The sequence below is a fragment of the Agrobacterium sp. 6Ca8 genome, from assembly GCF_055382765.1.
Genome location: NZ_AP026434.1, coordinates 820,166 through 846,165 on the forward strand (window position 1 = coordinate 820,166; position 26,000 = coordinate 846,165).

The 26,000-nt window shown below is 58.9% G+C and carries 25 protein-coding genes; 18 read left to right on the forward strand and 7 right to left on the reverse strand.

Annotation, left to right across the window (positions count from 1 at the left end; translation table 11 throughout):
• Position 1 precedes the first annotated feature (1 nt).
• Positions 2–1,282, forward strand: a complete 1,281-nt coding sequence (locus ACZ5A6_RS17925) for a TRAP transporter large permease (RefSeq protein ID WP_003517952.1) — start codon at positions 2–4, stop codon at positions 1,280–1,282.
• 24 nt (positions 1,283–1,306) lie between these two features.
• Here ACZ5A6_RS17925 and ACZ5A6_RS17930 read toward each other — a convergent pair whose 3' ends face one another.
• Positions 1,307–2,203, reverse strand: coding sequence for a LysR substrate-binding domain-containing protein (locus ACZ5A6_RS17930; protein WP_025595931.1), 897 nt, complete (start codon positions 2,201–2,203; stop codon positions 1,307–1,309).
• 88 nt (positions 2,204–2,291) lie between these two features.
• A complete protein-coding gene (locus ACZ5A6_RS17935) occupies positions 2,292–3,488 on the reverse strand; it encodes an MFS transporter (RefSeq protein WP_003517947.1) in 1,197 nt (398 codons plus the stop codon).
• Positions 3,489–3,611: 123 nt separating this feature from the next.
• Here ACZ5A6_RS17935 and ACZ5A6_RS17940 point away from each other — a divergent pair, with 123 nt between their 5' ends.
• Positions 3,612–4,466 (forward strand): AraC family transcriptional regulator, encoded by an 855-nt coding sequence (locus ACZ5A6_RS17940; RefSeq protein ID WP_013761429.1) that lies wholly within the window; start codon positions 3,612–3,614, stop codon positions 4,464–4,466.
• On the opposite strand, the gene ACZ5A6_RS17945 is transcribed toward ACZ5A6_RS17940, so the two are convergent.
• Complete coding sequence (locus ACZ5A6_RS17945; protein ID WP_013761428.1) at positions 4,463–5,353, reverse strand: helix-turn-helix domain-containing protein; 891 nt, start codon at positions 5,351–5,353, stop codon at positions 4,463–4,465. The genes ACZ5A6_RS17940 and ACZ5A6_RS17945 overlap by 4 nt on opposite strands.
• A gap of 93 nt (positions 5,354–5,446) precedes the next feature.
• On the opposite strand from ACZ5A6_RS17945, the gene ACZ5A6_RS17950 reads away from it, so the two are divergent.
• The 6 genes from ACZ5A6_RS17950 (at position 5,447) to ACZ5A6_RS17975 (ending at position 13,215) form a co-directional block, all read left to right on the forward strand.
• Positions 5,447–6,718, forward strand: coding sequence for an ABC transporter substrate-binding protein (locus ACZ5A6_RS17950; protein WP_035199351.1), 1,272 nt, complete (start codon positions 5,447–5,449; stop codon positions 6,716–6,718).
• 78 nt (positions 6,719–6,796) lie between these two features.
• Complete coding sequence (locus ACZ5A6_RS17955; RefSeq protein WP_013761426.1) at positions 6,797–7,657, forward strand: carbohydrate ABC transporter permease; 861 nt, start codon at positions 6,797–6,799, stop codon at positions 7,655–7,657.
• Positions 7,654–8,490, forward strand: coding sequence for a carbohydrate ABC transporter permease (locus ACZ5A6_RS17960; protein ID WP_464111220.1), 837 nt, complete (start codon positions 7,654–7,656; stop codon positions 8,488–8,490). The genes ACZ5A6_RS17955 and ACZ5A6_RS17960 overlap by 4 nt, the downstream gene beginning before the upstream one ends.
• A gap of 13 nt (positions 8,491–8,503) precedes the next feature.
• Positions 8,504–9,589: an ABC transporter ATP-binding protein gene (locus ACZ5A6_RS17965; protein ID WP_421611899.1), complete on the forward strand. Its 1,086-nt coding sequence runs from the start codon at positions 8,504–8,506 to the stop codon at positions 9,587–9,589.
• A gap of 37 nt (positions 9,590–9,626) precedes the next feature.
• Positions 9,627–11,630, forward strand: a complete 2,004-nt coding sequence (locus ACZ5A6_RS17970; RefSeq protein ID WP_112361008.1) for an aldo/keto reductase — start codon at positions 9,627–9,629, stop codon at positions 11,628–11,630.
• 352 nt (positions 11,631–11,982) lie between these two features.
• A complete protein-coding gene (locus ACZ5A6_RS17975; RefSeq protein WP_464111221.1) occupies positions 11,983–13,215 on the forward strand; it encodes a M24 family metallopeptidase in 1,233 nt (410 codons plus the stop codon).
• 12 nt (positions 13,216–13,227) lie between these two features.
• On the opposite strand, the gene ACZ5A6_RS17980 is transcribed toward ACZ5A6_RS17975, so the two are convergent.
• From ACZ5A6_RS17980 to ACZ5A6_RS17990, 3 genes are all read right to left on the reverse strand, one after another.
• Positions 13,228–13,545 (reverse strand): cupin domain-containing protein, encoded by a 318-nt coding sequence (locus ACZ5A6_RS17980; RefSeq protein ID WP_003517929.1) that lies wholly within the window; start codon positions 13,543–13,545, stop codon positions 13,228–13,230.
• A gap of 41 nt (positions 13,546–13,586) precedes the next feature.
• Positions 13,587–14,324: a FadR/GntR family transcriptional regulator gene (locus ACZ5A6_RS17985; protein WP_003517927.1), complete on the reverse strand. Its 738-nt coding sequence runs from the start codon at positions 14,322–14,324 to the stop codon at positions 13,587–13,589.
• Positions 14,325–14,458: 134 nt separating this feature from the next.
• Complete coding sequence (locus ACZ5A6_RS17990; RefSeq protein WP_065705287.1) at positions 14,459–15,256, reverse strand: NAD-dependent epimerase/dehydratase family protein; 798 nt, start codon at positions 15,254–15,256, stop codon at positions 14,459–14,461.
• 175 nt (positions 15,257–15,431) lie between these two features.
• Between ACZ5A6_RS17990 and kduI the strand changes: the two genes are divergently transcribed.
• From kduI to ACZ5A6_RS18030, 8 genes are all read left to right on the forward strand, one after another.
• Positions 15,432–16,256 (forward strand): 5-dehydro-4-deoxy-D-glucuronate isomerase, encoded by an 825-nt coding sequence (gene kduI, locus ACZ5A6_RS17995; protein ID WP_003517924.1) that lies wholly within the window; start codon positions 15,432–15,434, stop codon positions 16,254–16,256.
• Positions 16,253–16,996, forward strand: a complete 744-nt coding sequence (kduD, locus tag ACZ5A6_RS18000; protein WP_003517922.1) for a 2-dehydro-3-deoxy-D-gluconate 5-dehydrogenase KduD — start codon at positions 16,253–16,255, stop codon at positions 16,994–16,996. Before kduI ends, kduD begins: the two co-directional genes overlap by 4 nt.
• A 113-nt stretch (positions 16,997–17,109) precedes the next feature.
• Positions 17,110–18,021, forward strand: a complete 912-nt coding sequence (gene kdgD / locus ACZ5A6_RS18005; RefSeq protein WP_464111222.1) for a 5-dehydro-4-deoxyglucarate dehydratase — start codon at positions 17,110–17,112, stop codon at positions 18,019–18,021.
• A gap of 24 nt (positions 18,022–18,045) precedes the next feature.
• On the forward strand, positions 18,046–19,182 hold the full coding sequence (locus ACZ5A6_RS18010) for a D-galactarolactone cycloisomerase (RefSeq protein ID WP_464111223.1): 1,137 nt from the start codon (positions 18,046–18,048) through the stop codon (positions 19,180–19,182).
• The gene (locus tag ACZ5A6_RS18015; protein WP_013761415.1) at positions 19,179–20,057 is read left to right on the forward strand and encodes an amidohydrolase family protein; all 879 of its coding nucleotides are present in this window, start codon (positions 19,179–19,181) and stop codon (positions 20,055–20,057) included. Before ACZ5A6_RS18010 ends, ACZ5A6_RS18015 begins: the two co-directional genes overlap by 4 nt.
• 146 nt (positions 20,058–20,203) lie before the next feature.
• Positions 20,204–21,181, forward strand: coding sequence for a TRAP transporter substrate-binding protein (locus ACZ5A6_RS18020; protein WP_003517915.1), 978 nt, complete (start codon positions 20,204–20,206; stop codon positions 21,179–21,181).
• A 77-nt stretch (positions 21,182–21,258) separates the two neighbouring features.
• The gene (locus tag ACZ5A6_RS18025; RefSeq protein ID WP_013761414.1) at positions 21,259–21,780 is read left to right on the forward strand and encodes a TRAP transporter small permease; all 522 of its coding nucleotides are present in this window, start codon (positions 21,259–21,261) and stop codon (positions 21,778–21,780) included.
• Positions 21,781–23,061, forward strand: coding sequence for a TRAP transporter large permease (locus tag ACZ5A6_RS18030; protein WP_003517912.1), 1,281 nt, complete (start codon positions 21,781–21,783; stop codon positions 23,059–23,061).
• Positions 23,062–23,090: 29 nt separating this feature from the next.
• Here ACZ5A6_RS18030 and ACZ5A6_RS18035 read toward each other — a convergent pair whose 3' ends face one another.
• Positions 23,091–24,017, reverse strand: a complete 927-nt coding sequence (locus tag ACZ5A6_RS18035; RefSeq protein ID WP_019566472.1) for an AraC family transcriptional regulator — start codon at positions 24,015–24,017, stop codon at positions 23,091–23,093.
• Positions 24,018–24,228: 211 nt separating this feature from the next.
• Between ACZ5A6_RS18035 and ACZ5A6_RS18040 the strand changes: the two genes are divergently transcribed.
• Positions 24,229–25,110: a carbohydrate ABC transporter permease gene (locus ACZ5A6_RS18040; RefSeq protein WP_003517909.1), complete on the forward strand. Its 882-nt coding sequence runs from the start codon at positions 24,229–24,231 to the stop codon at positions 25,108–25,110.
• Positions 25,111–25,114: 4 nt separating this feature from the next.
• The gene (locus ACZ5A6_RS18045) at positions 25,115–25,999 is read left to right on the forward strand and encodes a carbohydrate ABC transporter permease (RefSeq protein ID WP_019566471.1); all 885 of its coding nucleotides are present in this window, start codon (positions 25,115–25,117) and stop codon (positions 25,997–25,999) included.
• The last annotated feature ends 1 nt before the right edge of the window (position 26,000 follow it).

Genomic DNA, 26,000 nt, shown 5'->3' on the forward strand with positions numbered 1-26,000 from the left:
CATGTCGGTCTTTCTTCTCATCGCCTTTTTCGGTCTCAGCATGCTGGGTGTGCCGCTCGCCATCGCTTTGGCGCTCGCCAGTGTCGGCACGCTGTGGCTCTTCACCTCCATGCCCATGGACCTTCTGTCGCAGACGATGTTCTCGTCGATGAACTCTTTCCTTCTCGTCGCCGTGCCACTCTTTATTCTGGTCGGTACGGTGATGGAGCGCGGGCGTGTGGCGGAGCGCATCTTCGATTTCGCCGAGGCGATGGTCGGCTGGCTTCCCGGTGGACTTGGCCACGTAAATGTCATTTCGTCGGTCATCTTTTCCGGCGTCTCCGGCTCCTCAGTCGCCGATATCGCCTCTGTGGGCGCAATCGAAATCAAGGCCATGGAGCGACACGGATTTCCAAAGGGTTATGCCGTCGGCATGACGCTCTGCACCTCCACGCTCTCTTCCATCATCCCGCCGTCGATCCTGATCGTGATTGCCGGTTCCATCGCCAATGTGTCGATCGGCACGCTGCTCATTGCGGGTCTGGTGCCCGGCCTATTCATCGCCTTCGCTTTTCTTGTCTTTAACCACTTCTATTCGGTGCATTACGGCTACAATCCGCCGACGCCCTTCAATTTCCGTCTGGTTATCGTCACCGGCCTTCGCGCCATCCTGCCGATGCTCACGCCGCTGATCCTCATCATCGGTATCGCCAGCGGCCTGTTCACGCCGACGGAAGCCGCGGCCATCGCGGTTGTTTATGTGGCCGTATTGGGTGTGCTGGTCTATCGCACGCTGCCGGTTCGCGAATTGCCGGAAATACTGATCTCCACGGCCCGCATTTCCGGCACCATCCTGTTCATCGCCGCCACCTCGCAGCTTGCCGCCTGGGTCTTCACCTTCGACGGCCTGCCGGAACAGGTGGCCGAGCTTTTGAAGGCGATGAACCTTGGGCCGATGTCGGGCATGCTGGTGATCTTCGTTTTTCTGCTGATCATCGGCATCTTCATGGAGGCTATCCCTGCCATGTTCATCCTCATTCCGGTGCTGATGCCGCCGGTGGAGGCGCTGGGCATCGATCCGATCCACTTCCTGATCGTGACTGTCATGACGCTGACACTTGGCCTTGTGACGCCGCCGGTCGGGGTCTGCCTGTTCGCGGCAGCACAGGTGGCGAACATGAAGATCGAGGACGTCATTCGTGGTTCGCTGGCGCCGATGACGGTGCTGACGCTCGCCATATTCGCACTCGTGCTTTTCCCGGTGCTGACGCTCGGGCCGATACGGTTGATGGGTCTTTATTGAGACTGAAACAGGAAGCCTGAAGCATCAGACAACGCGACGGGCACGCCACTCGTCGCGTTGTTTTCGCATCCACTCCAGAAACAGCGTCACTTTTCTCTGACGCAGGTGGGAATGCGGGCAAACGATCCATTGCGTGACGAGCTTGATGCGGGGCGCATCGGCCACGGCCGGGATCAGCATTCCGCGTTGCAGTTCCCGCTCCATCATCAAGGTGCTTTCCAGCGCCACGCCGATGCCCAGAACGGCGGCGTCGATGGCCATGTGGCTGCGATCGAACAGAACGCGACGCCAGCGCTTTTCAGCCGTCACGCCGGAAAGCGGGAACCAGTGGTTCCATTGCGCCTGCGCCTTGACCGAGTGGATAAGCCGCTGGTTCTGCAAATCTTCAGGCAGGAATGTACCGGCACCGGGCATGTCCGGTGAACAGACCGGCAGGAACTCCTCCTCCACGAGCCCTTCCACAAACAGGCCCGGCCAGCGGCCATCGCCATGGCGCAGCTCTATGTCGACAAGCTCCTGCGAAAAATCGGTCGGCTCGTTGGTGCCGTCGAGGCGCACTTCCAATTCGGGATGCTCCTCCAGAAAGGAGCCGAGACGCGGCAGCAGCCATTTGTTGGAAATGGTCGGTGTTGCCCTGATTGTCAGCGTGGTCACCGAGCGGAAGCCGCGAATACTGTCGGTGGCATCGCTGATCTGCTCGATCTGTGCAGTGATCATCGAGAAGTACCGCTCGCCCGCCTCCGTCAGCGTCACCTTGCGGCCGGTCCGCGCCATCAGCGTCGTGCCAAGCTGGCCTTCCAGCAACTGGATCTGCTGGGAAACGGCTGAAGGCGTAACGCTCAGCTCTTCCGCCGCCCGCGAAATGCTGCCCGCCCTTGCCGCAGCATGAAAGACGAGGATCGATTTTATCGGTATCTGCATGTGGCTGGTCTTCGCTCAACGAATTACGGCAGTCACCGTGATTATCACAGGTGACTGCCGTCACGAAACGCTTGAGAGCGTAGGGTCTTTACCGGTGGCTCGGCAACTTTGGCAAAAGCACCGTCAACAGGCCGAGCAGCGGCAGGTAGGAGCAGATGCGATAGACGAACTCGATGCCTTCCTTATCCGCATAGATCCCGAGAACCGCGGCTCCGATGCCACCGAAGCCAAAGGCGAAACCGAAGAACATGCCGGCGATGAGACCAACGCGCCCGGGTACCAGTTCCTGCGCGAACACGACGATTGCCGAGAAGGCGGAGGAGAAGACGAAGCCGATGACGACGACGAGAACGGTCGTCCAGAACAGGTTCGCATAGGGCAGCATCAGCGCGAAGGGAATGACGCCGAGGATCGAGAACCAGATGACGACGCGCGAGCCGAAGCGGTCGCCGATCGGGCCACCGAAGAAAACGCCCGCCGCAGAAGCGCCAAGGAAGAGGAACAGCAGAACCTGCGCATCCTGCACGCCCAGCCCGAACTTCTCGATGGTGTAGAAGGTGAAATAGCTGGAAAGGCTGGCGAGATAGGCGTTCTTGGTGGCGGTCAAAACCACCAGCACGGCAAGCGTCATCATCACGGTGCCGCGTGCCAGCGGAAGTGCGCGGCTGGCCGGAGCTTTGCCGACATTCGCGCGGCGGTGGCGGGTATACCAGACGCCGACCCAGGACAAGACGGCAAAGCCCATCAGCGCGATCAGTGAGAACCAGCTGAGGCTGGCTTGACCGAACGGGATGACGATGAAGGCGGCCAGCAGCGGGCCGATGGCCGTGCCTGTATTGCCACCAACCTGGAAGAAGGACTGTGCCAGACCGTGGCGACCACCGGATGCCAGACGGGCAACGCGGGACGCTTCCGGATGGAAGATCGCCGAGCCGACACCGATCAGGCAGGCGCCGATCACGAGCACCTCGAAGCTGTGAGCGAATGCGAGCGTGATGAGGCCGGCACAGGTCGAGAGCATGGCGACTGGCAGGGAGAAAGGCATGGGCCAGCGATCGGTCACCATGCCGACGACCGGCTGCAACAGCGATGCCGTGACCTGAAAGGCGAAGGTGAGCAGTCCGATCTGCATGAAGTCGAGCGCATAATTGGCCTTCAGCAGCGGATAAAGCGACGTCAGTAGCGATTGCATGATGTCGTTGAGCATGTGGCAGAAGCTGGCGGCTGCAATGATTGAAAACGCCGTGCGTTGCGGGCTGAACCCGGTGCTGGTGACGGTGGCCATGATGTATCCTCTCCAGATTCCCCGCGAGAGACGGGAAACGTGTCTTTATTTCTTCCCGCTTTTATTCATATTGTTTCTGGCCTGCTTTCGTGTTCTGGACGAGTTTCTTTGTGAATGGGCCAAATGGCAAAAATCAAATCGCTAAAACCCGCCCGTCTGGCGGATGACGACCATGAGCGCAGCCTGAAATTGATCGACGGCACCAACGAGCCGGTGCTGGCGCTTCACCGTGCCTATCCGACAGGACACCGTACCCCGGTCCACAGCCATGGCCGGGTGCAGATATGGTGCGCACGCCAGGGCGTCGTGCTGGTCAGCACCGCCGCCGGGCGCTGGATGATACCGCCCGGTCACGGGCTTATCATTCCAGCCGGGCTGAAACACGAGGCTGAGATCATCTCAACGGTGGAGATGCATTCGATCTACGTTCACCCCGATCTGTTTCAAGCCGGGGCCCCAAGGGTGGTGGAAATTACCGCCCTTGCCTCCAGCCTGATTTCGGAATTGCTGGGCGAGGAGTTGCAACCTGCCGCTTTTCACCGGCAGGGACTGGTGCGGGCGCTTCTGCTTGATGAGGTCAACCGTCTGCCGGAACGCCCGCTGGGATTACCCTTTCCCGATAATCAGCGTCTTGCCGGTCTTTGCCGCGAGTTCCTGAAAAAGCCTGTGGCCAGAGTGGAAATCGATGACTGGGCCGCCGCCATGGGCATGAGCCGGCGCTCCTTTACGCGGTTATTTCGTAAAGAGTTGGGGGTGAGTTTTGTCACCTGGCGTCAGCAGGCCTGCATTTTTGCGTCTTTGCCGAGGCTTGCCGCGGGCGAGGCGGTGACCAATGTGGCGCTGGATGCCGGTTATGAAAATATTCCGGCTTTCACCACCATGTTCCGGCGAATGCTCGGCAATTCGCCCCGCGCCTATCGCAAGGCGGCAGGTCAGCGCAGTGCCGGCTACTCCGATTTTGAAGAGGCGGAAAATTAAGCCGCCGTCGCGCGCATATCGCGGCGGAAATCGGAAGGCGACATGCCGGCGATCTGACGAAACGCCTTGTTGAAGGCGCTGACGGAGCCGAAGCCGCTTTCCATGGCAATCTGCAAAATATTGTCCTTGCCGTTCATCAGCATCGCCTGGGCGCGGGAAAGCCTGAGCAAGGTCAGGTATTTGATCAGCGTCATGCCGGTGGATTTGCGAAACAGGTTCATCGCATATTTCGGATGAAGCGAGGCGGCGCGGGCAATTTCGGTCGCGTCGATGTCGTCTAGAAAATTGGCGGCAATGAAATCGCACATGCGCACCACGCCGATTGAGGGCGCCATGCTCTCGTCGTTCTCTTCCCGTTTGCCGCTGACGGCGGAGGATATGACGGTATAGGGCTCGAGGAACATGCGCTCCACCCGCAGCAGCAATTCCTCCACCGCGTGCTGCGCCTTGGCCGGATCACCCGAAGTGACGTAACGGAACCAGCGGCCGAAATTTTCCTCGTCGGCCCGGTCCGTCTGCGCACTCACCATCGTTGCGCCGCCCATCAGCAGGCTGGAAACCGCAGCCGGCAGCCGCATGCGGAAAAAATGGACGAGCGGCAGATGCGCGCCCGCATAAATCGAATCATCGGAGGAACGGTCCATCTGGTGCGGCTGGCCGCCCCAGAAAATGCACATCTGGCCGGCATCGAGCGAAAGGTCGTGGTCGCCCATCCGGTAATGTACGGATCCCGACATCACATAGTTCACCTCCACCTGCGCATGCCAGTGCGGCCTGAGCATGATGGGCGGGTGGTTGTAAAAAAGCTGGAGCGTGGTCGGCATGCCTTCGATGCTGCTTGCACCCGGCTGGTAGAAGGCTCTTTCCGCAATCTTACTTTCCGCCAAATCGATGTTCCCTTTGTACGAGACAGATTTCCTGCCGCCGGTAATGTGCCCATGTTCGCTAAAGAACGGCAATTGAAAAAAGGGAGGTTTTCAATGTGCTTTAAATTTCTTGGCGCGTCGACGGCTCTGGTGCTCCTTGCGGCACCGGTAATGGCGCAATCCGAGACCTTAACCATCTGGAGCTGGAATGTCGCCGCATCGGCGCTTAAATCCACTGTCGAAGGGTTCAACAAGCAAAATCCTGACATCAAGATTGTTGTTGAAGACCTTGGAAACGATCAGGTTTTCGACAAGACGCTGGCGGCTTGCGCAGCGGGTGGCGACGGCCTCCCGGATATTGTAACGGTCGAAAATTTCGAGGCGGAACTGTTCTGGAGCCGGTTCCCGGATTGTTTCACGGATTTGACTGCACTTGGCTATACGCCTGAAAAACAGGCGCTTTTTCCTGACTTTAAGCGCACAGAACTGGAGGTCGATGGCGTAGCTTATGCGGTGCCTTGGGATTCGGGTCCGGTGGCCGTTTTTTACCGGCGCGATTTCTACGAAAAGGCTGCTGTCGATCCGGCCACCATCAAAAGCTGGGATGATTTCATCGCGGCTGGCAAGAAGGTCATGGCCGCCAATCCCGGTACCGTGATGGCGCAGGCCGATTTCAACGGCGACAGCGAGTGGTTCCGCATGATCGCCAACGAGCAGGGATGCGGTTACTTTTCGACCGACGGCCAGAACATCACCATCAACAAACCTGCCTGTGTCGCGACGCTTGAAAAGATCAAGCAGATGAAGGATGCCGGCATCATCACGGCTGCGATCTGGGATGAGAAGATTCAGGCCAATACTGCCGGCAAGGCCGCGAGCCAGATGTATGGCGCCTGGTATGAAGGCACGGTTCGCTCCGGCTCTCCCGGTCTTTCGGGCAAGTGGGGTGTCTATATGATGCCGAGCCTTACGCCTGACGGTCCGCATGCAGCCAATCTCGGTGGCTCTTCGCTGGCGATAAGTTCGGCGTCCAAGCACAAGGAAGCCGCCTGGAAGTACATCGACTACGCGCTGACCACCAATGAGGGGCAGGTGACGATGCTGAAGTCCTTCGGCCTCGTTCCCTCGCTTCTCTCCGCCATCGATGATCCTTTCGTCAAGGAAAAGCAGCCCTATTGGGGTGGGCAGGCGGTCTGGACCGATATTCTGGCGACTTTGCCGAAAATCGTGCCCAGCCGTGGCACCGCGTTCCAGTCGGATGCAGATGCGATCTACAAGGCGACGCAGACCAAATATTTCGCGGGTGGTTATCCCGATGCGAAAGCAGCTCTCGACGATGCCGCAAAGCAGATCGAAACGGCCACGGGGCTGCCGGTCGCGGAATGAAGCTCTCGGATGGCCGGCCTTGCAGTTTAGCAGGACCGGCCTCTCCAAGCTTTCCAACCATCGCATCTGGAGGTCGTCATGCCGTCAAGGAACAGGATCGCTTATGCGTTCCTTGCGCCCTATCTTCTGATTTTCGCGACGTTCTGGGTCTGGCCGATCGTTAGCTCGTTCATGCTGTCGTTTCAGAACACCCGCATCAATCCCTGGCGGTTTGCGCCCTCCATGAACTGGGGGAGGCTGGTCTCCGATCCGGCGTTCTATAACGCGCTCTACAATACGCTGATCATTCTGGTCATTCAGGTGCCTGTCATGATCGCGCTTGCGACCGTCATGGCGGTACTTCTGAACTCGCCACTGTTGAAGGTGCGCCCGCTTTACCGTTTTGCCTTCTTCGCACCCGTCGTCGTCGGAGAAGTCGCTTATGCGGCAGTCTTCCGGCTGATGTTCAGTGCCGATTTCGGCATCATCAACAAGCTCATCACTTCCGTTGGCCTTTCGCCCATCTCGTGGTTCGACAATGCCAATGCGGCCATGGCGCTGGTCATCATCGCCGTCACATGGCGCTGGGCGGGGTATAACGCCATCATCATTCTGGCCGGCCTGCAATCCATTCCCGGCGATGTCTATGAGGCGGCGACACTGGACAAGGTGAACAAGCGGCAGCAGTTCTTCCACATCACACTGCCGCTGTTGAAACCCATCATCCTTTTCTGCGTGGTCCTGTCCGTCATCGGCACCATGCAGCTTTTTGCCGAACCTTTCCTCATCACCAACAGGGGTGGGCCGGGCGGCGGTACGGAAACGCTGGGCCTGTTCCTTTACCGGCAGGGCTTCACTTCGCTCAATTTCGGCTACGCCTCGGCCATCGCGTACACCATGGCGGCGCTCGCCATCGCCATTTCGCTTCTTAATCTCTGGGTCGGGAGGGAGCCGAAATGAGATCGAAATCCAGATCGCTTCTCTGGCAGAAGATCGCGCTGCATGCGACGCTGACGCCGCTTGCCCTCATCTGGCTATTTCCGCTGTGGATGATGTTCGTGTTATCGACAATGCTTGATTTTGGCATTTTCAGCCCCGACATCGTGCTCGTCCCGTCCACCAATTTCATCGAGAACTTCAAAAACCTTCAGGCGGATACCAACTTTCTGCGGGCGATTTTCATATCGATCACCGTTGCGGTCATCTATACGGTTCTCTCGGTGTTTCTGACCTCCATGGCTGGCTGGGCGCTGGCGCGCTATCGTTTTGCCGGACGCTCGGTGGTGATTGCCATCATTCTCGGCACCATCACCTTGCCTTTTGCAGTTGTCGTCATTCCCCAATTCATCATGGTGGCGCGCGAATTCAAGCTCGCCAACACCTGGGTGGCACTCATCGTGCCGCCACTGTTTAACTCGCTCGGCGTGCTGTTCATGCGGCAATCCTTTTCCATGATGCCAACGGAGCTTTTCGATGCGGCAAGGGTCGAGGGCGTCAAGGAATGGCAGATATTCCTGCGCATTGCCCTGCCATTGGCGCGCCCCACCATGGCGGCGCTGTCGATCATCCTCTTCCTCGCTTCCTGGAATAATTATCTCTGGCCGCTGCTGATCAACTCCCGCCCGGAAATGATGACCGCACCCGTGGCACTTGGCACCCTCATCGGGCTCACCAAAGTGTCATGGGGCGGCATCATGGCCGGTGCAGTTCTGCTCACCGCACCCATTCTCATCGTTTTCGTGGCTTTGCAGCGCCACTTCATCGCCGGCATTTCCGCCGGGGCAGTCAAGTAAGGGGAGAGACCGCATGGCGGAACTTTCGCTCAAGAATGTCGTCAAGCGCTACGGTGCGCTGAAAGTCATCCATGGTGCAGATCTCGATATTGCCGATGGCGAGTTCGTGGTCTTCGTCGGCCCGTCCGGCTGTGGCAAATCAACGCTTCTGCGTATGATCGCGGGGCTGGAGGATATATCGGACGGCGATATCAATATCGGCGGCAGAACGGTCAACGATGCCGATCCGGCCGATCGCGGCATCGCCATGGTGTTTCAATCCTATGCGCTTTATCCGCACATGACGGTTGCCGAAAACCTGTCCTTCGGCCTGAGGATGAACGGTAATCCCAGGGCTGATACGGAAAAGCGTGTCAGCCGCGCCGCCGAAATCCTGCAGATCAACGAGTTGATGGAACGCCGGCCAAAGCAGCTTTCCGGCGGGCAGCGGCAGCGTGTCGCCATCGGCCGCGCCATCGTGCGCGAACCGCAGGTCTTTCTGTTCGACGAGCCCTTGTCGAACCTCGATGCGGAACTTCGGGTGCAGATGCGGGTGGAAATCTCGCGGCTGCACAAGCAGCTTGGCACCACGATGATCTATGTCACCCACGACCAGACCGAGGCGATGACGCTGGCCGACAAGATCGTGGTTTTGAGGGCGGGAAATATCGAACAGGTCGGTGCCCCGCTCGATCTTTATGACGACCCCGCCAACCGTTTCGTTGCCGGTTTCGTCGGTTCGCCGAAGATGAATTTTCTGGAGGCTACCGTCATCGGTACAGGTGGACAAAGCGTTACGCTGTCGCTCGACAGCGATCCTGCCGTGCGGCTGACCCTGCCGATCAAGGACCGGCTCGATGAGGGAAGCAAGGTCTCGCTCGGTATCCGGCCTGAACATTTTGCCGATGTTGGGCAGGGCGATGCCGATCTCACCGTTCACGTCGATGTCGCCGAGCACCTCGGCAATACCAGCTATGTCTATGCCCGTACGGAAGGCGGTGAGCAACTCGTCATCGAGCGGCCGGAATCGCGAGACGTCGCCAATCGTGACCGGCTGACGGTCGGTCTTTCCGCCCGCAAGGCATTTCTTTTCGACAGTCAGGGCAATCGCCTGCGCTGAACCCTTTCCCAAGCACGCAAGTCAAGACGAGGATTTCATGACGACCGACCAACCGATCCGCTGGGGCATTATCGGCCCGGGCACCATCGCCAAGACCTTTGCGGACGGCATTGCCCATTCCCGCACGGGTAAGCTCGAGGCTATCGCCACCCGCAATCCGGACAAGCCCGGCCTTGCTGACGCCTTTCCAGGCGCGCGCATCATCCACGGTTACGATGCGCTGCTTTCCGATCCCCATATCGACGCCGTCTATATCGCCACGCCCCATACCGGCCATGCGGAATGGGCGATCAAGGCGATCCGTGCGGGCAAAAACGTGCTGGTGGAAAAGCCCATCGCGCTTTCCGCCTATGACGCCGACGCCATTTTCCACGAAGCGAAAAAAGCTGATGTCTTTGCGGGCGAGGCCTATATGTACCGCCTGCATCCGCAGACGGCAAAACTGGTGGAGTTGATCAGGAACCGCGCCGTTGGCGATATCCGCATCATCCGCTCCAGTTTCGGTTTCAACATGGGGTCTTTCCGTGCCGATCATCGTCTGTTTTCCAATGAGACGGCAGGCGGCGGCATTCTCGATGTCGGCGGTTATCCCGTATCCATGGTGCGGCTGATTGCCGGTGCAGTCGATGAAAAACCCTTTGCTGAACCCGAAAAGATTGTAGGTGCGGCCCATCTCGGCCAGTCGGGCGTCGATGAATGGGCTTCGGCCGTTCTGAAATTTTCGAACGGTATCGTTGCCGAAGTCTCCTGCTCGATCATGGCAGGCCAGGACAATGTGCTGCGCATCATCGGCTCGGAAGGCCGTATCGAAGTCAAGGATTTCTGGTTCGCCGCCGGCCACAAGGGTGGCACCGGCCGGATCGATATTTTCAGGGGCGACAAGGTCGAAACCATCGAATTGCCGGAAGACCGCTGGCTCTATTCCTTCGAAGTCGATGCGGCAGGTGAGGCGATAAGGCAGGGCAAGCAGGAATTCGGCGCGCCCGGCATGGGCTGGGCCGACAGTCTCGGCAATCTACGTGTCATGGACCAGTGGCGTGCCGCCGTTGGCTTGGAATACAGCGTCGAAAAAGCAACCTCTCGCATCACGAATATTGCCGGTGGCAAGGTCGTGGCAGGCAATGCGGTTCCGAAGCGGCAGATACCCGGCCTCACCAAACCCGCTTCGGTGGTTGCGCTCGGTTTCGAGTTCTTCCCCAATTTCGCCTCCGCGTCCCTGACGCTCGATGCCTTTTATGAGGCGGGCGGCAATCTGTTCGATACAGCTTATGTCTATGGCGGCGGCAAGACGGAAGCCATATTCGGTGACTGGCACACCAGCCGCAACGTGCCGCGCGAAGAAATCGTGCTGATCGGCAAAGGCGCGCATTCGCCGCTCTGCTATCCGGACATGATCGCCAAGCAGCTCAACCAGTCGCTGGAGCGTCTGAAGACGGATTATGTCGATGTCTATTTCATGCATCGTGACAATCCCGACGTGCCGGTCGGCGAATTTGTCGATGCTATGGATGCCGAAGTCCGGCGTGGTCGCATTCGGGGCATTTTTGGCGGATCGAACTGGACGCGCGAGCGTATGGACGAGGCCACCGCCTATGCGCAAGAGAACGGCAAGCAGGCGCCGGGCGCACTTTCCAACAATTTCTCACTTGCCGAGATGCTCGATCCCATCTGGGCGGGGTGTGTGGCGGCATCGGACGATGAGTGGAAGGCATGGCTCCAATCCCGCCAGATCCCGAATTTCGCCTGGTCGAGCCAGGGGCGCGGCTTCTTCACCGACCGGGCGGGGCGGGACAAGCGGGATGACGAGGAAATCGTCCGCGTCTGGTATTCCGACCGCAACTTCGACCGCCGCGACCGGGCGATCGAGCTTGCCCGGAAACTTGGCCGCCATCCGATCCACATCGCGCTCGCTTATGTCATCGCCCAGCCTTTCCCGGTCATTCCGCTGATCGGGCCGCGCACCATTGCCGAACTGGAGGACAGCCTTTCTGCGCTGGATATCAAGCTGACGGCTGAGCAGGTTAAGTGGCTGGAGGCGTGACGCGACACGAGGCGGCGGGTTTTCCGCGGTCTCCGGATGGATGATAAAGTCGGCTACCTCTCCTGCGTCATGCCGGGCTTGACCCGGCATCCAGCCACGGTGTGTCAGCGCCGTGGCCGGAGCCTTTTGCAATGAAGGAATTGACCGTGCTGGACCCCCGACCTCGTCAGGGTGACGGAATGCGGATGCTGTGGTGGTGCTAAAGCACTGTTTTATAGGAGGACTATCCCCAACCTCCTACCTTATCTTGTTTTCCTGCTTCTTTCTCTCAGCAGCCGCTGATAAATCGGGATCTTGATATTATTGCGCCCGCCTGAAAACACGGCGGGTGAAACAATCTACCGGGGTTCTTATGGGCGATATCGATCGAGGCCGTGCGCAGCAGTTGATGGGTGAGGCGGGCATGGATGCGCTGGTGCTTTTCCAGCCCGAAGCCTTCCGTTATGCGGTTGGAGCAAATGCCGGTGTTGCGACGATGTGGGGCAGGGCGGGGTCGGCGATTGCGCTTGTCCCAGCCGATGCTGCGTCCGGGCTTGCCGCCGTCGTCAGCGATCACGCCGCACCTCTTGTCGAGAAGGCCGCGCCTGATGTCGATCTGCGCCGGCATCGCATCTGGATCGATATGGTCGATATGTCGGGTGTCGAAAACGTCTCGCAGGTAGACGGTGTCTATCGCCGAAACAATTCCGGCGGACAGAGGCCGGAGACATTCGATCGCGCCGCCTGCTTTGTTTTGCTGGCCGACCTTCTGCAGGAACGCGGGCTGTCTGCGGCGCGCATCGGTGCCGATCTCGAATTCATGCCCGCCGCCGATTTTTCGGCTCTTCGTGAGGCGACGCCCGCTGTGACCTGGGTTGATGGTTCGACAGTGCTGAAACGTCTGCGTGCGGTGAAATCCGTTCGCGAGATTGAACTTCTCAGGCGGGCCGCAGCGGCCGCTGAGGCCGGGCTGGTCGAGATGGCGGCGGCCGTGCGGCCGGGCGTGGCGCTCAGCCAGCTTTCCAACGCGTGGAAAGCCGGCGCTCAGTCGCATGCCTTGAAGTCGGGTTTTTCGCTGAGCGGCCATTGGGACTATATATCGGTCGGTCCGGTCCTGTCGGATATGACGGCGGTCGTCGCGCCCGGTGCCCTGATCAAGGCCGATGTTGGCACGCTGGTCGATGGTTATTCGTCGGATGGCGCGCGGACGTTTTCATGGGGTGCGGTCTCTCCGCTCGCGGCCAATATTTTCAAAGCGCTGGAGGCAGCTTTTGCCAGCGGGCTGGAAGCGATTCGTCCCGGCAATACATTCGGTGCGGTGCACGCCGCCATGCTGGCTTCGATGCGCAAAGACGGATTCAGCGAATATTATCGCGGTCACTTCGGCCATTCCGTCGGCGGCGGCGTAGGCATCGAGGAATGGCCGTTCTTTTCCCATGACAATGAGGAGGTCATTCTTCCCGGCATGGTCGTGGCACTTGAAGCGCCGTTTTACGGCGAAGGTCTGGGCGCGCTGATGATCGAGGACCAGTTTCTCGTTACCACAGCAGGGGCAGAGTGCATGAACAGCCTGCCACGCACCCTGCGGGATTTGTCCCTGGCCTGAGGCCGGCCAGGTTCAGAGAAAGTCGTCGCGGCGAGGGGTGAAGCAGTCGATCAGTTCGCCCTCTTCCAGGCAGAGGCAGCCGTGCTCGACATGGCCGGGAATGATGAGGCTGTCGCCTTTCTGCAGGTCGTAGGCTTCGCCATCGCGGTAAAAGCGGAAGCTGCCGCTGGCGACATAGGTGGATTGCACATGCGGATGGTTGTGCAGCTTGCCTTCGGCGCCGGTCTTGAAGCGGAACGAAACCACCATCAGCTCCGGCGCTTCGGAAAGCACGGTGCGTTCAACACCATCGTCGGGTGAAACGGTGGGGAATGTCGGAAGCTGCTGCATGTCGTTCTCCTCGGTCATGCGATGTCGTTCAAGCTTGAAATTCAGCGCGGCGCGCGCAGCATGGCGCGGTAACGCGTCTGGCTGCTTTTCAGGTGGTGGCGCATGGCGCTTCTTGCCGCCTCTTCGTCGCCGTCCTGTATAGCAATCAGGATCGCTTCGTGCTCACCGACAAGCCGGTTGAGGTCAGCGGGCGAAAGCACGGTTTCCTTGCCGTTTTCGGCAACGGCGCGGCGCGGAATGAGCGTTGGGCCAAGCACCTGTAGAAACTCGCTGAAGCGCGGATTGTTGGTTGCGTCGGCAACGGCCAGGTGAAAAGCGAAGTCGGCCTCTGCTGTCGGAATTCCCTTGGCGGCGCTGGCGCGGAAGGCATCGAAGGCTTCGATGATTTTCTCCTCCTGCGCCGGGGAGCGGCGAACGGCCGCAAGACCGGCGGCATCACCTTCCACGGCGGTGCGCAGTTCGAGCATTTCGATCAGGGACGAGACGCGGGCAAGATCGACATTATGGAACGGCCGTCGCTCGACAGGCGCTGGCTCCAGCACGAAGACGCCCGCACCCTGACGCGGCTCGACCAGCCCGTCGGACCTCAGTGAGGCGATGGCCTCGCGCACCACGGTGCGGCTTACGCCGAATTCCTGCGTCATCTGCGCTTCGGAAGGCAGGCGCTCGCCTGTCTTATAACGGCCCTTGGCGATCTGGCTGCGGAGCTCCTCGGAAACCTTCACCACAAGCGTCTTGGCTTGCGGAGCTGCCGGTTCGGAGGTTATCGCTTTTGTCATTGTCATCGCCGTTCTAAAAAAGGGTGCAGGTTAGCGTCCGGTATTCCTCGATACGTCATTCGCGGTCCGGCTTGCAATCCCGCTGCACGCGCAGGAAAGACCGGTTATCATGCCTGTCGGTCCCGAATGGCATTTCACGTCGCCTTGAAGATCGGATTGTCGATGAAAACGCCGCCCTGAAAACGCGCCACCGCATCTTTAGGGTCTGGTTGCGGTGTTGTCTCGGCAATGTGCTGCCGGAAAGTCTCGGCGTTGTCCTTCGGTTTCCAGCCAAGCCAGCCGAGGTGGGAATTGTCCCACCAGCCCGCGTCATTGGCCGATGCGCCCCAGATGACCGGGCAGCCGAGCACCGGCGCGCGGAAAACCGCCTCGATCAGCGATACGAAATCATCCTGCGAAAACCAGGTCGACAACATGCGGTGATTTTGCGGTTCCGGCGTGCAGGAGCCGATGCGGACCAGCGCCGTTTCCTGGCCGAATTTTTCGAAATACATGCGGGCGAGGCTTTCGCCGAAACATTTGGACACGCCGTAAAGACCGTCCGGCCGGAAGGGAACGTTGGGGCCAAGCCGCTCTGTCTGGGAATAATAACCGATCGTGTGATTGGAGCTGGCGAAGACGATTCGCGGCTGCCCATGGGCGCGGGCCGCCTCATAGAGGTTATAAAGCCCGATGATATTACCGTGAAGGATCTGCTCGAAAGGCCGCTCCACCGATATGCCGCCAAGATGGACGATGCCGTCACAATCGGCGACCATCGCATCGACGGCGCTGGCGTCGGCCAGATCGCATTGCACGCATTCCTCGTTCGGCCCGGCAGGATCGAGCGGCGAAAGATCGGCAAGACGCAATATCTCGGCCATAGGTGCGAGGCGCTTGCGCATGACGCGGCCGAGCTGGCCAGCCGCACCGGTAACAAGAAGCCGTTTCATTGCAATTCTCCCTAAACGAATGGACTGCGGATCATCGAGGCTGGGGGAAACCCCATTCAACGTCTCCGGCGTGGTCGAGATATCCAGGTTCCTCTTGACCTTGTCATACAGATCGTACAAAAAGCGGATAACATATATTATGTCCTATACGCAACAATCATGAAGGATGAGTTTGATGCTGACCGTCGAAACAAGGCAGGCCGTCAACCCGGAATATGCAAAAACGCTCGATACCGATGGGCTTCGCAAGCATTTCCTCGCCAACGACATGTTCCGTTCCGGCGAAATCAGGCTGATCTATACCCATTACGACCGTTTCGTCATGGGCGGCGCGGTGCCTGATGGTGCCCCGCTGATGCTGGACAAGGTCGAGGAAACCAAGACGCCGTCGTTCCTTGACAGGCGCGAGATGGGAATCGTCAATATCGGCGACACCGGCACCGTCAACGCTGGTGGCGAGACGTATACGCTCAATCGTGGCGACGTTCTGTATCTCGGTGCGGGAAGCGGTGCGGTAACTTTCGATGGCGCGGGCCGGTTCTACATCACTTCATGCCCGGCGCATCGCAGCCTGCCGGCAAAGCTCGTCAGCCTTGCCGACAGCAAGGAGGTCAAGCTTGGTGCGACCGAGACCTCCAACAAGCGCACAATCAACCAGTTCATCCACCCGCTGGTCATGGAAAGCTGCCAGTTGGTGCTCGGCTATACGACGCTAGAGGACGGCTCCGTCTGGAACACCATTCCGTCGCATATTCATGATCGCCGCATGGAGGCCTATCTCTATTTCGGCATGGATGAAAAGTCGCGCGTTCTGCACCTGATGGGTGAGCCGCAGGAAACGCGGCATCTCTTCATTTCCAACGAAGAGGGTGCCATTTCTCCGCCCTGGTCGATCCATTCCGGCGCTGGCATCGGCTCTTACACGTTCATCTGGGCCATGGCTGGGGACAATGTCGATTATACCGACATGGACTTCATCCAGCCGGGGGATCTGAAATGAAAAATCCCTTTTCGCTTCAAGGGCGTAAGGCGCTGGTGACGGGTGCCAATACGGGGCTTGGTCAAGCAATCGCCGTCGGCCTCGCCGCGGCCGGCGCGGAAGTTGTCTGCGCCGCCCGCCGCGCGCCGGACGAGACGCTGGACATGATCGCGAAGAACGGCGGCAAGGCCGCCGCATTGTCGATTGATTTTGCCGATCCACTCGCCGCCAAGGACAGCTTTGCCGACGCCGGTTTCGATATTCTCGTCAACAATGCCGGCATCATTCGCCGCGCCGATTCCGTGGAGTTTTCAGAGCTCGACTGGGATGAGGTGATGGACGTCAATCTCAAGGCGCTGTTTTTCACCACGCAGGCCTTCGCCAAGGAATTGCTGGCGAAAGGTCGTCCGGGCAAGGTAGTCAATATCGCCTCGCTACTGTCGTTTCAGGGCGGCATCCGCGTACCGTCCTATACTGCGGCGAAGCATGGCGTTGCGGGTCTGACCAAGCTTCTGGCAAATGAGTGGGCCGCGAAGGGCATCAACGTCAATGCCATAGCGCCCGGTTACATCGAAACCAACAATACCGAGGCGTTGCGGGCGGATGCTGCCCGCAACAAGGCCATTCTGGAGCGCATCCCGGCAGGCCGCTGGGGGCATTCTGAAGACATCGCCGGGGCGGCGGTTTTCCTCGCCTCGCCGGCGGCCGACTACGTGCATGGCGCCATCCTCAATGTCGATGGTGGCTGGCTGGCGCGCTAATGCGCGCCGGTTTTCAAAATTCATCATATAACTTGTATGATGACTTGTTGACAAATATGCGGCAAGCGGTTTAGGTGGCTTCCAGTCAGTGAACTTGCAGAGGAATACGGATTATGAACCCTGAACAAATCAAGGCGGCGCTTGGCTCCGGCCTGCTCTCCTTCCCGGTAACGCATTTTGATTCCGAGGGTCGTTTTGCGGCTGATAGCTACAGGGCGCATGTCGAATGGCTTGCCGGTTACAAGGCGCCGGTGCTGTTTGCCGCCGGCGGTACGGGCGAGTTCTTCTCGCTGAAGCCGGATGAAATCCCTGCTATCGTTTCGGCTGCCAAGGAAGTGGCCGGTGAAACGGCAATCGTTTCCGGCTGCGGCTACGGCACCGAAGTTGCGGTTGATATCGCACGCTCGGTGGAAAAAGTCGGTGCTGATGGCATCCTGCTTCTGCCGCATTACCTCATTGATGCGCCGCAGGAAGGCCTTTACGCGCACATCAAGAAAATATGCCAGTCGGTCGGCATCGGCGTCATGGTTTATAACCGCGACAATTCGGTGCTTCAGGCGGATACGCTGGCGCGTCTCTGCGATGAGTGCCCGAACCTCGTCGGCTTCAAGGATGGCACCGGTGATATCGGTCTCGTTCGCCAGATCACCGCCAAGATGGGTGGCCGCCTGATGTATCTCGGCGGCATGCCGACGGCGGAACTCTTTGCCGAAGCCTATCTCGGCGCCGGTTTCACCACCTATTCCTCGGCCGTCTTCAACTTCGTGCCGGGCCTTGCCAACGAGTTCTATGCGGCGCTGCGGGCCGGCGAGCGCGCCACCTGCGAACGCATCCTGACGGAATTCTTCTATCCGTTCATGGCGATCCGCAATCGCGCCAAGGGTTACGCTGTCTCCGCCATCAAGGCTGGCGTTCGCCTGCAGGGCTTTGATGCGGGTCCGGTGCGCTCGCCGCTGAAGGATCTGACGAATGAGGAAATCGGCATGCTCGATGCCCTGATCGGCACGCACAAGCGCAAGGTGTGATCAAGGTATAGCGGGAGGGGAACGATGAAGATCACAGCGGTGCGCACGCATCTGCTCGAACATCGGCTGGCCACGCCGTTTGAAAGCGCATCCATGCGCTTTGACCGGCGTGCCCACGTTCTGGTCGAAATCGAATGCGATGACGGGACAGTCGGCTGGGGCGAATGCCTCGGGCCGGCGCGACCGAACGCCGCCGTGGTTCAGGCCTATTCCGGTTGGCTTATTGGCCAGGATCCCCGCCAGACCGAAAAGATCTGGGCTGTGCTTTACAATGCCCTGCGCGACCAGGGCCAGCGCGGCCTCAGCATTACCGCCCTGTCCGGCATCGATATCGCGCTGTGGGATATCAAGGGAAAGCATTACGGCACCTCCATCTCCATGCTGCTCGGCGGGCGCTGGCGCGAAAGCGTGGGCGCCTATGCCACCGGCAGCTTCAAGCGTGATGGGGTCGACCGTATCTCCGACAATGCCAATGAGATGGCGGAGCGCCGTGCAGAGGGTTTTCACGCCTGCAAGATCAAGATCGGTTTCGGCATCGAGGAGGATCTTGCGGTCATTGCCGCCGTGCGCGAAGCGATCGGGCCGGATATGCGGCTGATGATCGACGCCAATCACGGCTATACCGTTACCGAAGCCATCGCGCTCGGCAATCGTGCGGCTGAATACGGCATCGACTGGTTCGAGGAGCCGGTGGTTCCGGAGCAGCTCGATGCCTATGCTCGCGTGCGGGCGGGCCAACCAATCCCGGTTGCGGGAGGCGAGACCTGGCACGGGCGTTACGGCATGTGGCAGGCGCTTTCCGCCGGTGCCGTGGATATTCTCCAACCAGACCTCTGCGGTTGCGGCGGCTTTTCCGAAACGCAGAAGATTGCCACGCTTGCCACGCTGCACGGCGTGCGCATTGTACCGCATGTGTGGGGCACGGGCGTGCAGATCGCCGCTGCCCTGCAGTTCATGGCCGCGATGGTGCCCGATCCGGTGCGGGTAAACCCCATCGAGCCGATCATGGAATTCGATCGGACGCATAATCCGTTCCGTCAGGCCGTGCTGCAACAGCCGATAGAGGCGGTGAACGGTGTCGTCGCCATTCCCGATGGTCCCGGTCTCGGCATCGAGATCAACCGCGACGCACTCGTTGAATTCAGGATGCCACAGCCATGAGCGAACTTGTCAGAAAACTAAGCGGGACACCGCCGCAGCCAGCGTTCCCAAAAGGGGCGGTCGATACTCAGATGCATATGTATCTGCCCGGTTATCCAGCCTTGCCGGGTGGGCCGGGCCTGCCGCCGGGTGCGCTGCCGGGGCCTGAGGATTATCGCCAGCTCATGCAATGGCTCGGCATCGACCGCGTCATCATCACCCAGGGCAACGCCCAACAGCGAGATAACGGCAACACGCTGGCCTGCGTGGCAGAAATGGGCGAGGCAGCCCGCGCGGTGGTGATTATCGATGAAAAGACGACTGAAAAGGACATGGAAAGACTTGCCGCTGCCGGTGCCGTGGGCGCCCGTATCATGGATTTGCCGGGCGGTGCGGTGAACCTATCGGAACTGGAAGCGGTGGATCAGCGTGCCCATGCGGCCGACTGGATGGTGGCGGTTCAATTCGACGGCAATGGGCTTCTCGATCATTTGCCGCGCCTTGAAAAAATCCGTTCGCGCTGGGTCTTCGACCACCATGGAAAATTCTTCAGGGGTATCGACACGGATGGCCCGGAAATGGCGGCACTTTTGAAGCTCATCGATCGCGGCAATCTCTGGTTCAAGTTTGCCGGTGTTTATGAAAGTTCGCGCGACGCCTGGCCCTATGAAGATGTTGCGGCCTTTTCGCGCCGTATCGCTGCCCATGCGCCGGAGCGGATCGTCTGGGGGACGAACTGGCCGCACAATTCGGTCCGTGAGACGGCTGCCTATCCGGATGATGCCCGCCTTGCGGAGCTCACACTCGGCTGGCTGCCGGACGATGCGGCCCGTCACCGAGCGCTGGTGGAAAATCCAGAAGCCCTGTTCAAGCTGCCGCCACTCAAGGCGGTGTAGTTTCAATTCGGGATGGTTGGGGAAACGGAGGTCCCCATCATCCTTTGCAGATGAAAGGTCTTTGCATGCCGGCCCGGATGGGCGTGAAAAATTCGGTCCGTTAGCCTTGGAGGGGTGGGGCCGCTGTTACAACGGAGGAGGAAGAAATGAAAAAGATTGCAAGCATGATGTGCATCGCGATGGGGATCGCGCTGTCAGGCGTTTCCGCCAAGGCGCAGGAAATCACCCTGCGCTCGGCCGATATTCATCCCGACGGTTATCCGACGGTTGAAGCCGTGAAATATATGGGCGAACTTCTGTCGGAACGCTCCAATGGCCGCATCAAGGTGCAGGTCATGAACAATTCGGTTCTCGGCGGTGAGAAGGATACCATCGAGCAGACCCGCTTCGGCGTCATCGACATGAACCGCGTCAACGCTGCGCCTTTCAACAATCTCGTCAAGGAAACCACCGTTCTCGGCCTGCCTTTCCTGTTCCGTTCGACGGAACACATGCACAATACCGTAGACGGCCCGATCGGCGATGAGGTTCTGGCAGCTTTCGAACCGCACGGCCTGATCGGTCTTGCCTTTTACGATTCCGGTGCGCGTTCCTTCTACACAACCAAGAAGCCCATCGAAAAACTGGCGGACCTGAAGGGCCTCAAAATCCGCGTGCAGCAATCGGATCTGTGGATCTCGATGATGCAGGCGTTTGGCGCCAACCCTACGCCGATGCCGATGGGCGAGGTTTACTCCTCGCTTGAAACAGGCGTTGTCGATGGTGCGGAAAACAACTGGCCGTCCTACGAATCCGCCCGTCACTATGAAGTGGCGAAGAACTATTCGCTGACGGAACATTCCCTCAATCCGGAAATCCTCGTCATCTCCAAGATTTCCTATGACAAGCTGTCGCCGGAAGATCAGAAGCTGCTGCGTCAGGCAGCCAAGGATTCCGTTGGCAAGATGCGTGAATTGTGGAGTGCGCGCGAAAAGGCCTCGGAAGAAAAAGTACGCGCCGGTGGCGCCAACGTCATCAAGGTCAATAAGGAAGAGTTCGCCGCCGCGATGGGGCCGGTCTACGACAAGTTCGTCACCGATCCGAAAATGAAAGACCTTCTTGAGCGGGTAAAAGCCGTCAAGTGACATAGGGAAAACCGGCTCTGGCAACAGGGCCGGTTTTCTTTTGTCGTCATTGGTCTGAGGTTGGAGGAGGAAGGCAAATGCGAAACTTCATGCGGGCGATCCGCCCATTTCTCGGCGCGCTCAGCCGTGCGTCACTTTACATCGCCGGCGTCGGCATGGTCGCCATGACCCTTATCGTCGGCTGGCAGGTGTTTGCCCGTTATATCCTGAATGATTCACCAAGTTGGTCCGAGCCGCTGTCGCTTCACCTCATGTCATGGTTCATCATGCTGGGGGCGGCGGTGGGCGTGCGTGAAAGCGTGCATCTGGGGCTGGATATTCTGCGCTATATGATGCCGCCGCGCATACAGGCGGCGATGGACCTGACCAGTCTGGCACTGATCTTCTTTTTCGGGGTTGGCATGTGCTGGTACGGAACCGTCCTCTCTGCCGGAACATGGACGGCGACGATCCCTGTTCTTGGATGGCCGGGCGGCATGGATTTCTTCCCGCTGATCGGTGGCGGTTTTCTGATCGCGCTGTTTGCAGCCGAACGCTTTATCGATCTCGTCATCGGCGAGGAAATCGCGGCGGATGTGTTTGTGCAGGAGGCCGCGTAAATGGCTTACACAATCCTCTTCGGTGTCTTCACCCTTCTGATGCTGATCGGTACGCCGATTGCGTTCTGCCTCGGCATTGCCTCCTTCGCCACCGTTCTTTATCTCGGCCTGCCGCCTATCGTGGTCTTCCAGCAGATGAACTCCGGCATGAACGTGTTTGCGATGATGGCGATCCCGTTCTTCATCTTCGCGGGTGACCTCATGGTCCGCGGCGGTATAGCTCATCGTCTGATCCGTTTTGCGGCCGGTCTTGTCGGTCATCTGCGCGGCGGTCTGGGGCAGGTCAACATCGTCGCTTCGACATTGTTCGGCGGCATTTCCGGCTCGGCTGTCGCCGACGCCTCGGCCGTTGGTGGCCTGATGATCCCGCAAATGGCCAAGCGCGGTTATGACCGGGATTACGCCGTCAACGTCACTGTCAACGCCGCCATCATCGCGCTGATGATCCCGCCTTCGCACAATATGATACTTTATTCGATCGCGGCGGGTGGCAATGTTTCGGTGGCCGATCTCTTCACCGCCGGCATCATTCCAGGCCTGCTGCTTGCTGCGGCCCTGATGGTCACCGCCTATATCGTCGCGCGGCGCAAGGGTTACCCGTCCGAGCCGTTTCCCGGCTTTTCGAAGCTGATGTATTATCTTCTGGCGTCCTTTCCCGGCATTCTGTTGATCGGCATCATCTTCGGCGGCGTTCGTTCGGGTATCTTCACCGCGACGGAGAGCTCCTGCATTGCCGTTCTCTACGCTTTCCTTGTTGCCATGCTTGTCTATCGTGAGCTGGACTGGAGCGGTTTCGTGGAAGCGGTGATGGGGGCGGTTCGTACGACAGCGATGGTTCTGCTCGTCATCGGCACGGCTGCGTCGTTCGGCTGGTTGATGGCGTTTCTGCAGGTACAGACACTGATGATCGCGACAATCAGCGCGATTTCGGACAATCCGATTATCGTGCTTCTGGTCATCAACGTCATTCTGCTCTTACTCGGCACTTTCATGGATATGGCGCCCATGGTCATCATTTCCACGCCGGTGCTTCTGCCTGTCGTGAAGGCCTTCGGCATCGATCCCGTGCATTTCGGTGTCGTGATGATCCTGAACGCCGGTATCGGTCTCAATACGCCGCCGGTCGGAACGGTGCTCTTCGTGGGATGTGCGGTTGGCGGCATAACGATACGGGAAGCGATGCGAACGATCTGGCCGTTCTTCGGCGCCAGCATAGCCGTGCTGCTCGCCGTCACCTATATTCCGTCGCTTTCACTCTGGTTGCCGTCACTTTTCCGGTAGTTCCAAAGCTTTATCGCAAGAAGGCCCCGCTATGCCGGGGCCTTTTGCATTTCGGTGGCAAGCAGCCTCTGCTGTTCGTGCTCGTCAAACGCCATCAGATTGCCGTGCCTGCTGCGGCGTATCCTGTTCATGTGGTCGCGGGGGCTCAACCCCAATGTGCGCTTGAACATCCGCGAAAAATAATAGGGATCTCCATAACCCACTTCTGCCGCCGCAGCCGCAACTGAAAGCCCGGCTTCAAGAAAATGCATGGCACGTTCCATGCGTTTGAATTCCTGATACTTCCTCGGCGTGCGCCCCACCCGTTTCTGGAACTCACGCAGGAAATAGTCGCGATTATAGGGGGCTGCGTCGGTCGCCCTTGCGGCGATTTCAGGGTCGAGCGGATTGGCGGAAATCATCGTGATCGCTTTCATGACAGCCAGATCCAGGGCTTCGGCACCTTCCGGCTGGAAACTCGGACGGTCGACCCATCCGAGAAATGCATCATCGATAAATGCGATCAGCAACACCATGAACAGGTGATGCTGGCCAAGCGTGACAGAGGAGGGCGGAGCGCTCTGCCGATAGTGGCGCACCAGCGGCTCCAGCAGCGGCCAGCGGCTCAGCGAAAGTTTCGGCTTGAGGTCCATCTGCGCGACAAGGTTGTGACGACCGTAAATATCCAACGTGAAATGCTGTGCCACTCCCCGATAGGTGACGGCCTGTTCATTCCAGCCGATAAAATGCTGCCCCCTGAAAATCAGCATGGCGTCGCCAGGCTCCAGCACCCGTGCTTCACCGTCCACGAGATAATGCCCGCGACCCTCCAGGCAGATAATGAGATCGTCCACCTGATTGGATTTGTCGATCTGCCAGGTGCGGGAGTGCTCCATCTTGATCGTGGCGCGCGTGAGATTAAGCGTGAGCGCCGCAGGCGGAACGGACGAGAGAATACCACCTTCGATTTCGTCCATCTTTTTCCTCGTCTTTGTTAATTCACCTTGGCTCGGAAATTTGGTTTTGTCACCTCACAAACTGCTAATGCGCGCCGTATCAATGAGGGAGGAGATCGGCTGCGGCGAGAAATCGCGCCATCATGCGCCCGCCGTCAGCCGTTCCGGGAGAATCACTTGCACGAAATTGTATTCTGTTATCCGCGCCTTTCCGGGGTGGGGGAGGAGCGTCATGAAATCTAATCGCTTCCTCGGGCTGGGATATCTGACGCCCTACATCATCGGACTTCTGGTTTTCACGGCGATCCCGTTTCTGGGTTCCCTGTATCTCAGCTTCACCCGCTACGACCTGATGAGTGACCCCACATGGGCGGGACTGGCCAATTACGAGCGGCTTTTCACCCGTGATCGCACGTTCATGAAATCCCTGAACGTCACCCTGTTTTATGTGTTTCTGACGGTGCCGTTGAAGCTTGCCTTCGCGCTGTTCATCGCAGCGATACTCAATTACAAGCTGCAATTCATCAATTTTTTCCGCACCGCCTTTTACGTTCCGTCCATCCTCGGCGGTTCGATCGCGATTGCGGTGCTGTGGCGCTACATCTTCGCCAGCGAAGGGCTGGCCAACATGGCGCTGGCGGCAATCGGCTTGTCGCCGGTCGACTGGTTTGGCGATCCCGCCAATGCGCTTTTTACAATTACGCTGCTGCGCTGCTGGCAGTTCGGTTCGGCCATGGTGATCTTTCTCGCCGCGCTGCAATCCATCGACAAGTCGCTTTATGAGGCAGCGGCAATCGACGGCGCAGGCAAGGTAAAGACGTTCTTCTTCATCACCCTGCCGCTTCTGACGCCGGTCATCTTTTTCAACCTGATCATGCAGATGGTGCAGGCATTCCAGGAGTTTAACGGGCCTTACATCATCACCCAGGGCGGGCCGTTGAAGTCTACCTATCTGCTGCCTCTCTATATTTACGATGAGGCTTTCAAGAAGTTCAACATGGGCTATGCCTCCGCCATCGCCTGGGTTCTTTTCACCATCATCACCGTGCTGACCCTCGTGGCCTTCTGGTCCTCGAAAAAGTGGGTCTATTACGCCGGCGACAAGCGGAATTGATGCCATGACCGATATCGCAACCTTAAACGACATGCAGGCCGCCCGCCGGGCAAGGCTCCGGCTGTTATCGACCTCTGTCCGGTACACGCTGCTGTTCGCGGTCGGCTTCATAATGCTCTATCCGCTGATCTGGCTGGTCGGCGCAAGCTTCAAGACCAATTCCGAGATCTTTTCCGGTGCAGGTTTCATTCCTGAGACGCCAACGCTGGACGGTTACATCCGCGGCTGGGAGACCTCCACGCCGTACACCTTCGGCCGGTTTTTCTGGAATTCGTTCCTGATCATCCTGCCGAAGGTCATCGGAACGGCGATTTCCTGCACCATGGCGGCCTATGCCTTTGCGCGCTTCGATTTTCCGCTGAAGAAAATCCTGTTTGGCTCTGTCATCGCCATCCTGCTTTTGCCCAATGTCGTAACCCGCATTCCACAATATATCCTGTTTCGTGACCTCGGCTGGCTGGATAGTTTCCTGCCGCTATGGGTTCCCTCGGCACTAGCCGGTGATGCCTTCTTCGTCTTCATGCTTGTGCAGTTCCTGCGCTCGCTGCCCTCGGATATGGAGGAAGCCGCCCGTGTGGATGGCGCCAACAGTCTGCAGACGCTGGTTTACATCGTCGTGCCGATGCTGGCGCCGGCGCTGATCTCGGTCTGCCTTTTCCAGTTCATGTGGACGATGAACGACTTTCTGGGACCGCTGATCTACCTGTCCTCGGTCGATAAATATCCGGTGAGCCTGGCGCTCAAACTCTCCATCGACACCACCGAAGCCTTCGAATGGAACCGCATCCTGGCGATGTCGGTGCTGACGATCGCGCCTGCGCTCGTCGTGTTTTTCGCGGCGCAACGGTATTTCATTGAAGGGATCTCGTCTGGCGGGGTCAAGGGCTGAA

What these genes read in the sequence shown, in the direction of transcription:
- ACZ5A6_RS17965 (WP_421611899.1), top strand. Translation starts at nt 8,504, where the DNA reads ATGGCGGAACTTTCGCTCAAGAATGTCGTCAAGCGCTACGGTGCGCTG.
- ACZ5A6_RS18040 (WP_003517909.1), top strand. Translation starts at nt 24,229, where the DNA reads ATGAAATCTAATCGCTTCCTCGGGCTGGGATATCTGACGCCCTACATC.
- ACZ5A6_RS18045 (WP_019566471.1), top strand. Translation starts at nt 25,115, where the DNA reads ATGACCGATATCGCAACCTTAAACGACATGCAGGCCGCCCGCCGGGCA.
- ACZ5A6_RS17925 (WP_003517952.1), top strand. Translation starts at nt 2, where the DNA reads ATGTCGGTCTTTCTTCTCATCGCCTTTTTCGGTCTCAGCATGCTGGGT.
- ACZ5A6_RS17975 (WP_464111221.1), top strand. Translation starts at nt 11,983, where the DNA reads ATGGGCGATATCGATCGAGGCCGTGCGCAGCAGTTGATGGGTGAGGCG.
- ACZ5A6_RS17970 (WP_112361008.1), top strand. Translation starts at nt 9,627, where the DNA reads ATGACGACCGACCAACCGATCCGCTGGGGCATTATCGGCCCGGGCACC.
- ACZ5A6_RS17955 (WP_013761426.1), top strand. Translation starts at nt 6,797, where the DNA reads ATGCCGTCAAGGAACAGGATCGCTTATGCGTTCCTTGCGCCCTATCTT.
- ACZ5A6_RS18035 (WP_019566472.1), bottom strand. Translation starts at nt 24,017, where the DNA reads ATGGACGAAATCGAAGGTGGTATTCTCTCGTCCGTTCCGCCTGCGGCG.
- ACZ5A6_RS18020 (WP_003517915.1), top strand. Translation starts at nt 20,204, where the DNA reads ATGAAAAAGATTGCAAGCATGATGTGCATCGCGATGGGGATCGCGCTG.
- ACZ5A6_RS18010 (WP_464111223.1), top strand. Translation starts at nt 18,046, where the DNA reads ATGAAGATCACAGCGGTGCGCACGCATCTGCTCGAACATCGGCTGGCC.
- ACZ5A6_RS17940 (WP_013761429.1), top strand. Translation starts at nt 3,612, where the DNA reads ATGGCAAAAATCAAATCGCTAAAACCCGCCCGTCTGGCGGATGACGAC.
- ACZ5A6_RS17980 (WP_003517929.1), bottom strand. Translation starts at nt 13,545, where the DNA reads ATGCAGCAGCTTCCGACATTCCCCACCGTTTCACCCGACGATGGTGTT.
- ACZ5A6_RS17935 (WP_003517947.1), bottom strand. Translation starts at nt 3,488, where the DNA reads ATGGCCACCGTCACCAGCACCGGGTTCAGCCCGCAACGCACGGCGTTT.
- ACZ5A6_RS18030 (WP_003517912.1), top strand. Translation starts at nt 21,781, where the DNA reads ATGGCTTACACAATCCTCTTCGGTGTCTTCACCCTTCTGATGCTGATC.
- ACZ5A6_RS17930 (WP_025595931.1), bottom strand. Translation starts at nt 2,203, where the DNA reads ATGCAGATACCGATAAAATCGATCCTCGTCTTTCATGCTGCGGCAAGG.
- kduD (WP_003517922.1), top strand. Translation starts at nt 16,253, where the DNA reads ATGAAAAATCCCTTTTCGCTTCAAGGGCGTAAGGCGCTGGTGACGGGT.
- ACZ5A6_RS17950 (WP_035199351.1), top strand. Translation starts at nt 5,447, where the DNA reads ATGTGCTTTAAATTTCTTGGCGCGTCGACGGCTCTGGTGCTCCTTGCG.
- ACZ5A6_RS17990 (WP_065705287.1), bottom strand. Translation starts at nt 15,256, where the DNA reads ATGAAACGGCTTCTTGTTACCGGTGCGGCTGGCCAGCTCGGCCGCGTC.
- ACZ5A6_RS18025 (WP_013761414.1), top strand. Translation starts at nt 21,259, where the DNA reads ATGCGAAACTTCATGCGGGCGATCCGCCCATTTCTCGGCGCGCTCAGC.
- kdgD (WP_464111222.1), top strand. Translation starts at nt 17,110, where the DNA reads ATGAACCCTGAACAAATCAAGGCGGCGCTTGGCTCCGGCCTGCTCTCC.
- ACZ5A6_RS17960 (WP_464111220.1), top strand. Translation starts at nt 7,654, where the DNA reads ATGAGATCGAAATCCAGATCGCTTCTCTGGCAGAAGATCGCGCTGCAT.
- ACZ5A6_RS18015 (WP_013761415.1), top strand. Translation starts at nt 19,179, where the DNA reads ATGAGCGAACTTGTCAGAAAACTAAGCGGGACACCGCCGCAGCCAGCG.
- ACZ5A6_RS17985 (WP_003517927.1), bottom strand. Translation starts at nt 14,324, where the DNA reads ATGACAAAAGCGATAACCTCCGAACCGGCAGCTCCGCAAGCCAAGACG.
- kduI (WP_003517924.1), top strand. Translation starts at nt 15,432, where the DNA reads ATGCTGACCGTCGAAACAAGGCAGGCCGTCAACCCGGAATATGCAAAA.